We start from the raw sequence: 7,213 nt of genomic DNA, 5'->3' as shown, positions 1-7,213 counted from the left end.
GGGGAGTAGGGGAGTAGGGGAGTAGGGGAGTAGGGGAGTAGGGGAGTAGGGGAGTAGGGGAGTAGGGGAGTAGGGGAGTAGGGGAGTAGGGGATGAGTGCATCTACACCACTCACATACTGCCTTACTCCCCTATTCCCTTACTGGTCTCAAATGCCTTCGCCGGCAAGCTCTTCGGAAAGTGCGGCGACCTGGTCCTGGGCGCTGCGCATCATCGGATAGATGCCGAGAACGCGCTGCCAGGCCTCGAGCGCCGACTGCTTGTGGCCGGTTTCGGCCATGATCTGGGCCAGGCCGGAAAGCGCGCCGAAATGGCGTGGTTCGAGCTGCAGGGTACGGTCGATGTCCGACATCGACTTCCCGTAGTTCTTCATCATGAAATGAACCGTGGCGCGCCGGTTCCAGCCTTCCGCATAGGTCGGCTGCAGGGTTACCACCTGATCGAGGAAATCGAGCGCAACATCGAATTTCTGGTTTTCAGTCGCCTTTTGCGACCATTGCATCATCAGGTCGATCGAGGCACTGCCCGACTGGGACCACTCGCTGCCGATGCGCCCGGCGATGCGCTCGGCCGCCTTTTCGTTGCGTTCGCGCTTGAGATCGGCAAACAGCTGATCGAGCCGCGCCTGTTTCGTCATCACAACCGGAGGTGCTGTCGGCCGATTTGCTGTCGGATCTTCAGCCCACGCCGGCAGCGAGACAGCGCTGGAAACGAAGAAAGCCGTGAAAAATGCAAAAAGAATCCGCATCGCGGGAATCTAGCCCCCGACGCCGGATCGTCAAACTGAATTTAGCGTGAGAGGCGTATCATGCGCACGGAGGCACGCAGCCTCCGGTCAAAAACTCAACCCTGGCGCGCCTTGTAGCGCGGAGCGGTCTTGTTGATGATGTAGACGCGGCCCTTGCGACGAACCAGCTGGTTGTCGCGGTGACGCGCCTTCAACGCCTTGAGCGAATTCTTGATCTTCATGGTCTTGCCCGTCGGTCTGGGCCCGGTCCCGGGCCGAACTATTAAGGCGCGCCCACAGACGCGCCTTTGAACTGTGCGTGGCTCATAGACGAGGAGCCTTGCCCGTGTCAACCGCAAGCGCGTTGCCTAAACGATACGGACCGTTTCGTATCATCGAAATACCCGCCAACGGCGCCTTGCGGCATTGCGCGGGCTTGAGACGGCTGGAATGATGCGGTTGCGAATTGGAGATCATCATGCGCCGAATTCTTGTGTCCGCCTGTCTTGCCGTCCTTGCGGCAGGTTCTGTTGCCCATGCGCAGGAATGCGACCGCAACGACGACAGCCAGCAGATGATGAACATCTGCGCCGACGCGGACTACAAATCCGCCGACGCCAAACTCAACAAGGCCTACCAGGAGCTCATCAGCGCAAGCGATGCAAAAGCCAGGAAGCTGTTGCAGACGGCGCAGCGCGCGTGGATCGCCTTTCGCGACGCGGAATGCAGCTATTCCGCCGCGGACAGCGAAGGCGGCTCGATCTATCCGATGCTGATATCGGAATGCCTGACGCGGCTGACCGACGACCGCACCAAACAGCTCACCGCCGATTCGACCTGCGCGGAAGGCGATGTGAGCTGCGCCAGCCCCGACGAGGACGAGAGCGGCGACATCCAGTAAGCGTAGGTTCTAACTTTTGTTTGAGCATGATCGTTCCCGAAAACCGGATTCCACTTTTCGGGATCATGCTCTAGCTGCGGCGGCTCACGCGCGTGAAATGGCCCATCTTGCGGCCGGGCCGCGCCTCGGCCTTGCCATAGAGGTGCAGCATCAGATCGGGCTCGGCGAGAAGTTCAGGAACGCGCCGGATGTCGTCGCCGATCAGGTTTTCCATGACGCAGTCGAACTGCCGTGCGGGATTTCCCAGCGGCAGGCCGGCGACGGCGCGGATGTGCTGCTCGAATTGCGAGATGGTGCAGGCGGCCTCCGTCCAGTGACCGGAATTGTGGACGCGCGGCGCAATCTCGTTGGCCAGCAGCGAACCGTCGGCCAGGACAAAGAATTCGACGCCGATGACGCCGACATAGTCGAGCGCTGCAAGTATCTCGGCCGCCGCCGTTTGAGCCGCAGCCGCCGTGTCGGACTTCACCCCGGCCGGCAGCGTCGAACTGTGAAGAATACCGTTGCGATGGACATTCCAGGCCGGATCGTAGGCGGCGAGCGAACCGTCGATGCCGCGCGCGGCGATCACCGAAATCTCGCGCTCGAAGGCGACGAATGATTCCAGGATCAACGGCACGTTGCCCATCGCCTCGCAAGTGCCGGCAAAGCCGCCTGTTTCCATGTTGCGGAAGACACGCTGGCCCTTGCCGTCATAGCCCATCCGGCGCGTCTTCAATATGCCGCTGCCGTTGAACTTTTTCAGCGCGGCCGTCAGTTCCTCGTCATTGTCGACGGGGCTGAAATCCGCGGTCGGTATGCCGATGCCGTTGAGGAATTTCTTTTCCGCCAGCCGGTCCTGAGCCACTTCCAGTGCGCGTGCCGGCGGATAGACCGGGACCGTGGTGGCAAGTGCCGCGGCGGCCGCAACCGGAACGTTCTCGAATTCGTAAGTAACGACGGCACTGGCCGCAGCCAACTCGCCGAGCGCGGCCGCGTCGTCATAGGCGGCGACGATCTGCCGGTTGGCGACCTGTGCCGCCGGGCAGTCCGGCTGCGGCTCCAGCACGACGATGCGGTAGCCGAGGCGGGCCGCGGCCATCGCCAGCATGCGGCCGAGCTGGCCGCCGCCAATGATGCCGATGGTCGATCCGGCGGGCCGGCTCACGGCGTGTCCGTCGGCTCGGCGGCCACCTTGGCGGTCTGCGCGGCGCGCCAGCTGTCCAGCCGGGCGGCAAGCTTTTCGTCGCTCAGCGCCAGCACCGCGGCGGCCAGAAGGGCGGCGTTGGCAGCGCCGGCCTTGCCGATGGCCAAAGTGCCGACCGGAATGCCGGCCGGCATCTGCACGATCGAAAGCAGCGAATCCTGGCCGGACAGCGTCTTCGATTCCACCGGCACGCCGAACACCGGCAGTGGCGTCATCGCTGCCGTCATGCCCGGCAGATGCGCCGCACCGCCGGCACCGGCGATGATCACCTTGTAGCCGGCGCCCTTGGCGCCCTTGGCGAAGTCATAGAGCCGGTCGGGAGTGCGGTGGGCCGAGACGATCAGCCGCTTGTGCGGAATGCCAAGCGCCTCAAGCGTTTCGGCGGCGTGGCGCATCGTCGCCCAGTCGGACTGGCTGCCCATGATGATGGCGACGTCGGCGCGGTGATTGTCCAAGCTTCTGCTCCCCGGCGGCAAACGCGCGCATTAGCGGAAATCGAGGGGAGCCGCAAGGATAGGAGCGTCCCGCACTCGGGCGAATGGCGCCATCGCTACCTAATCCGGCCAGCGCAAAGCCCCGGCAGACTGCTTGCGAGCGGACTTCATCGCATCCGCGGGCCGCTCAGCAGCGCTCAACACCGCCCGCAGGCGCTCGGCGACGATCTCCGCCTCGCCGTGGTGCAGATTGCACGGATCAAGGAAGAAGTGGCCGCGCTCGACCTCGTGGTTGCGAACGATAATGGGGGGCGAACCCGCCGCCAGTGCCGAGGCCAGCCCGGCGGCGGTGAACCGGCTTTCGGGCGCAACAAACACCTGCAGGCGCTCGAGAGGATTTCCGGTCGGATCGGGAATGATGTTTGCTGCGATGCCGGGCAGGCCCTGCAATGCGGTTTGCCACAGATGCAGTGCGGCTTCTTCCCGCTGGCGGATGCCGGCATGGTCGCGCCGTTCCCAGGCTTCCAGGGCCCCCATGGTGCCGGCAATGCTCTCCTTGCCGACCTTCATGGCGCGCGCAACGCCGCGGTTCTGGAGATAGGCGGCCCGCACCAGATCCTTGCGGCCGGCAACGATGCCGCTTGTCGGCCCTGAGAGAAATTTGTGCCCGCTATAGACGACAATGTCGGCGCCGCGCGCCAGAAAGCCGCGCAAATCGTATTCCGAGGCGGCGTCGACGATCACCGGCACGCCCTTGGCGTGGCAGATCTCGCAGAACTCTTCGAGCGAGAGCATGCCGTATTGCACGGTGTGGTGCGCGACGACGTAGAGGGCTGCCGCCGTCCGGTCCTGGATCGCCTCGCCTACATGATAGTCCTGCGTAACGCTGACCGTGCCGGCGGGCACTGCCTTGGCTCCGGCAAGCCGGATCGACTGGTCGATCGGCGCGCCATAATTGACGATGTGGCCAAGCTGGACGATGACCTCCGATTTGAGGCCCTCGGTGTCGTCCGGCAGCCGCTCGATCGCAAGAAGGCTGGTTCCGGTCATCGCGCCGGCAATCGCCATGGTTATGCCGCTGGCGCAGCATGCGGTGATAAAGCCGGCCTCGCCGCCGGTGAGGCGTGCAATCACCGTGCTTGCGGCGCGCTGCAGATCGTCCATCTCGACCCATTGCGAGGCGATTTCCGACATTGCGGCAATCGCTTCCGGCACGATGATCGAAGCGCCGAGCGCCGTCATCGTTCCGGAAACATTAATGATCGGGCGAAGGCCGAGCCGTTCGCGGATTGTCGTATTGGAACGGTCAGCGGAATAGGTCGTCATCTCTGTAGATCCTGTTTTCAGGCGGCGATCTCGACGACCGCCTCGATTTCAACTGTGATGTTGCCCGGCAGCGAGCCGACACCGATCGCGGAACGGGCGTGTCCGCCAAGCGTATCAAAGACGGCCGCGAAAAGATCGGAACAGCCATTCACCACCTTGGGGTGCTCGCTGAATGTCGGCGTTGCATTGACAAAGCCAAGCAGCTTGACGACGCGCACGATGCGGCCGAGGTCGCCGGCCGCGGCATGCATGACGGCGAGCAGGTTCAGGCCGGTGAGACGGGCATGCCCATAGGCCTCCTCCACGGAGACATCCTCGCCAACCTTGCCGGTGCAGAGCGCGCCATCAGCGCGCAACGGCCCCTGGCCGGAGAGGAAGATCAGCCGTCCGCTCTCGGCATAGGTGACGAAGTTGGCGATGGGCTTCGGCGGCTCGGGCAGCGTCAGGCCCAATTCCGCGAGCCGGATGTAAGGCGTCATAAAAGCTCCTTGCGACAGCTTTCGCCGTCCGGTGTCAAAAATGCGAGGCGCGAAACCGCGCCAGGAAGCTGCGAAGGCGTTCATTGTCGAAGTCCGCAGCCAGGATCTCGGCGGGAGGTCCGACGGCACTGACGCCGCCATCCGCCATGAAAACGATGCGGCTCGATGCATCGCGTGCAAAAGCCATCTCGTGCGTGACCATCAGCATCGTCATGCCGTCTTCGGCGAGGCTGCGTACGACCTCGAGCACCTCGCCAACCAGTTCGGGGTCGAGCGCCGAGGTTATCTCGTCGAGGAGCAGGATCTTCGGCTCCATCGCCACAGCGCGGGCGATGCCGACGCGCTGCTGCTGGCCGCCGGAAAGCTCGGCCGGCAGACTGTCGGCCTTGTGGGCGAGCCCGACCCGGCCGAGCCAGTGCTCGGCAATGGTGCGGGCCTCGGCATTGCTCTTGCCGCGCACCTTGCGCAGGCCGAGCATGATGTTGCCGGCCGCAGTCAAATGCGGAAACAGATTGAAGCTCTGGAACACCATTCCGGTCTCGGCGCGCATCGCCGCCAGGTCGCGCTCGCTGCGTCGCTGGCGTGTTCCCGCCTCGCGGTAGCCGACCTCTTTACCGTCGATACGGATCGAGCCGTTATCATAGCTCTCCAGGAAATTGACGCAGCGCAGCAGGGTGGTCTTGCCGCTGCCGGATGGGCCGATGACCGTCACCACCTCGCCGCGCGTCACCTTGAGGCTGACCGAGCGCAGGACCTCGACGGATCCAAAGGCTTTGGAGACCTCGGAGATATCGAGAAGCGCCGGATTTGCGTGCGAGGCTTTGGACATCTTGTTATTCCCGGATGAAGGAGAAACGCCGCTCCAGCCGCCGGCTGGCCAAGGAGAGGGCGTAGTTGACGGCGAAGTAGACGAGCGCGCCGAGGATGTAGAGCGGCATCGCCTCATAGGTGCGGCCGATGACCTGGTTGATCGCTTGCATCAGGTCGGTGATGCCGAGCAGCGAGACCAGCGCGCTGCCTTTCACCGCGTCGGTGACGCCGTTGATCCAGGGCGGCAGGAAGCGCCTGAACGCTTGCGGAAAAATGACGTAGGCCAGCCGCTGGCGGAAGGTCAGCCCGATCGCCATCGCCGCCTCCGACTGACCCTTGGGAATCGAGCCGACGGCGCCCCTGAGATACTCGACGACTTGTGCGGTCTTGAAGAGGGTGAGGGCGAGTACGGCCGCCCAAAAGGACTCAAGATGCAGTCCCACCGCGGGCAGGCCGTAATAGACGAAGAAGATCAGCACCAGGATCGGAATGCCGCGTATGGTGTCGCTGAAGACGCGCACTGCCCAGCGCAGCGGAGCCGGACCATAGACGAGGCCGACACCCATCAGCACGCCGGCGATAAGCGATAGCACCACAACCAGCAGCGACACCCACAAGGTTACGGCAAAGCCTTCGGCGAGGAACGGCAAGGCATAGATGATCTGGCTCAGCATGTCAGCGCGCCGCCTTGAACCGGCGCTCGACCAGCCGCAGCGCGAAAAGCAGCGCGTAGCCGGTCAACAGGTACATCGCAGTCACCACCAGATAGACCTCGACAATGCGGAAGGTGTTGAAGTTGATCCACTGGGCGCCATAGGTGAGCTCGGGTACCGAGATGACCGACGCCACCGACGTGTCCTTGAAGAGCGATATGAAAGTGTTGGAAAGCGCCGGCAGCGTTATGCGCAGCATCGTCGGCAAGCGTACATGGAGCAGTCTCTGCCAAGGGGTCAGGCCAATCGCCTTGCCGGCGTCGAGTTGTCCGCGCGGCACCGCCTCGAGCCCGGAGCGAAATACCTCGACCAGATAGGCGCCGCTGTAGAGCGACAGCGTGGCAATGAACGAGGTTTGCGCGCTGTAGGCGATATCGACCACGGTCGGCAGGCCGTAGAAGACCAGGTAGACGAGCAGGATCAGCGGCACGTTGCGGATGAACTCGACATAGCCCGCGATGACGGTCCGCACCGCTCGCCCGGCCGACACGTACCAGACCGCCAGAAGCAGCCCGATGACGATGCCGATCGCGATGGAGATGACAGCCAGCTCAAGGCTGAGCAGCAGCCCCCCCCAGAGCTTGTCGAAATGCCGCCAGATCAGGTTGAAGTTGAGGGTATAGCCCATGCGTCCTGC

Annotated in this window: 10 protein-coding genes; 1 reads left to right on the top strand and 9 read right to left on the bottom strand. The window is 63.6% G+C overall.

Annotation, left to right across the window (positions count from 1 at the left end; all coding sequences use genetic code 11):
* Positions 1-148 precede the first annotated feature (148 nt).
* Positions 149-748 (bottom strand): tetratricopeptide repeat protein, encoded by a 600-nt coding sequence (locus NKH43_RS23610; RefSeq protein WP_023720995.1) that lies wholly within the window; start codon positions 746-748, stop codon positions 149-151.
* A gap of 95 nt (positions 749-843) precedes the next feature.
* Positions 844-969, bottom strand: coding sequence for a type B 50S ribosomal protein L36 (gene ykgO / locus NKH43_RS23605; protein WP_006327841.1), 126 nt, complete (start codon positions 967-969; stop codon positions 844-846).
* A gap of 236 nt (positions 970-1,205) precedes the next feature.
* Between ykgO and NKH43_RS23600 the strand changes: the two genes are divergently transcribed.
* The gene (locus NKH43_RS23600) at positions 1,206-1,628 is read left to right on the top strand and encodes a lysozyme inhibitor LprI family protein (protein ID WP_023720994.1); all 423 of its coding nucleotides are present in this window, start codon (positions 1,206-1,208) and stop codon (positions 1,626-1,628) included.
* Positions 1,629-1,698: 70 nt separating this feature from the next.
* Here NKH43_RS23600 and NKH43_RS23595 read toward each other — a convergent pair whose 3' ends face one another.
* The 7 genes from NKH43_RS23595 to NKH43_RS23565 form a co-directional block, all read right to left on the bottom strand.
* A complete protein-coding gene (locus NKH43_RS23595) occupies positions 1,699-2,775 on the bottom strand; it encodes a 5-(carboxyamino)imidazole ribonucleotide synthase (protein ID WP_352480890.1) in 1,077 nt (358 codons plus the stop codon).
* Positions 2,772-3,269, bottom strand: coding sequence for a 5-(carboxyamino)imidazole ribonucleotide mutase (gene purE / locus NKH43_RS23590; RefSeq protein ID WP_023720992.1), 498 nt, complete (start codon positions 3,267-3,269; stop codon positions 2,772-2,774). The genes NKH43_RS23595 and purE overlap by 4 nt, the downstream gene beginning before the upstream one ends.
* A gap of 99 nt (positions 3,270-3,368) precedes the next feature.
* Complete coding sequence (locus NKH43_RS23585; RefSeq protein WP_352860098.1) at positions 3,369-4,574, bottom strand: aminotransferase class V-fold PLP-dependent enzyme; 1,206 nt, start codon at positions 4,572-4,574, stop codon at positions 3,369-3,371.
* A 17-nt stretch (positions 4,575-4,591) separates the two neighbouring features.
* Positions 4,592-5,053 (bottom strand): RidA family protein, encoded by a 462-nt coding sequence (locus NKH43_RS23580; RefSeq protein ID WP_023678474.1) that lies wholly within the window; start codon positions 5,051-5,053, stop codon positions 4,592-4,594.
* A gap of 34 nt (positions 5,054-5,087) precedes the next feature.
* Entirely contained in the window at positions 5,088-5,882 is a 795-nt protein-coding gene (locus NKH43_RS23575) for an amino acid ABC transporter ATP-binding protein (protein ID WP_023720990.1), read from the bottom strand.
* A gap of 4 nt (positions 5,883-5,886) precedes the next feature.
* On the bottom strand, positions 5,887-6,537 hold the full coding sequence (locus tag NKH43_RS23570; protein ID WP_352640167.1) for an amino acid ABC transporter permease: 651 nt from the start codon (positions 6,535-6,537) through the stop codon (positions 5,887-5,889).
* 1 nt (position 6,538) lies between these two features.
* The gene (locus NKH43_RS23565; RefSeq protein WP_023720988.1) at positions 6,539-7,204 is read right to left on the bottom strand and encodes an amino acid ABC transporter permease; all 666 of its coding nucleotides are present in this window, start codon (positions 7,202-7,204) and stop codon (positions 6,539-6,541) included.
* Positions 7,205-7,213 lie beyond the last annotated feature (9 nt).

Source organism: Mesorhizobium sp. M1163, assembly GCF_040318415.1.
In the GTDB taxonomy this organism is placed as follows: Bacteria; Pseudomonadota; Alphaproteobacteria; order Rhizobiales; family Rhizobiaceae; genus Mesorhizobium.
The sequence above is the reverse complement of the archived record's forward strand: the minus strand, read 5'-3'. Positions and strand labels throughout refer to the sequence as shown.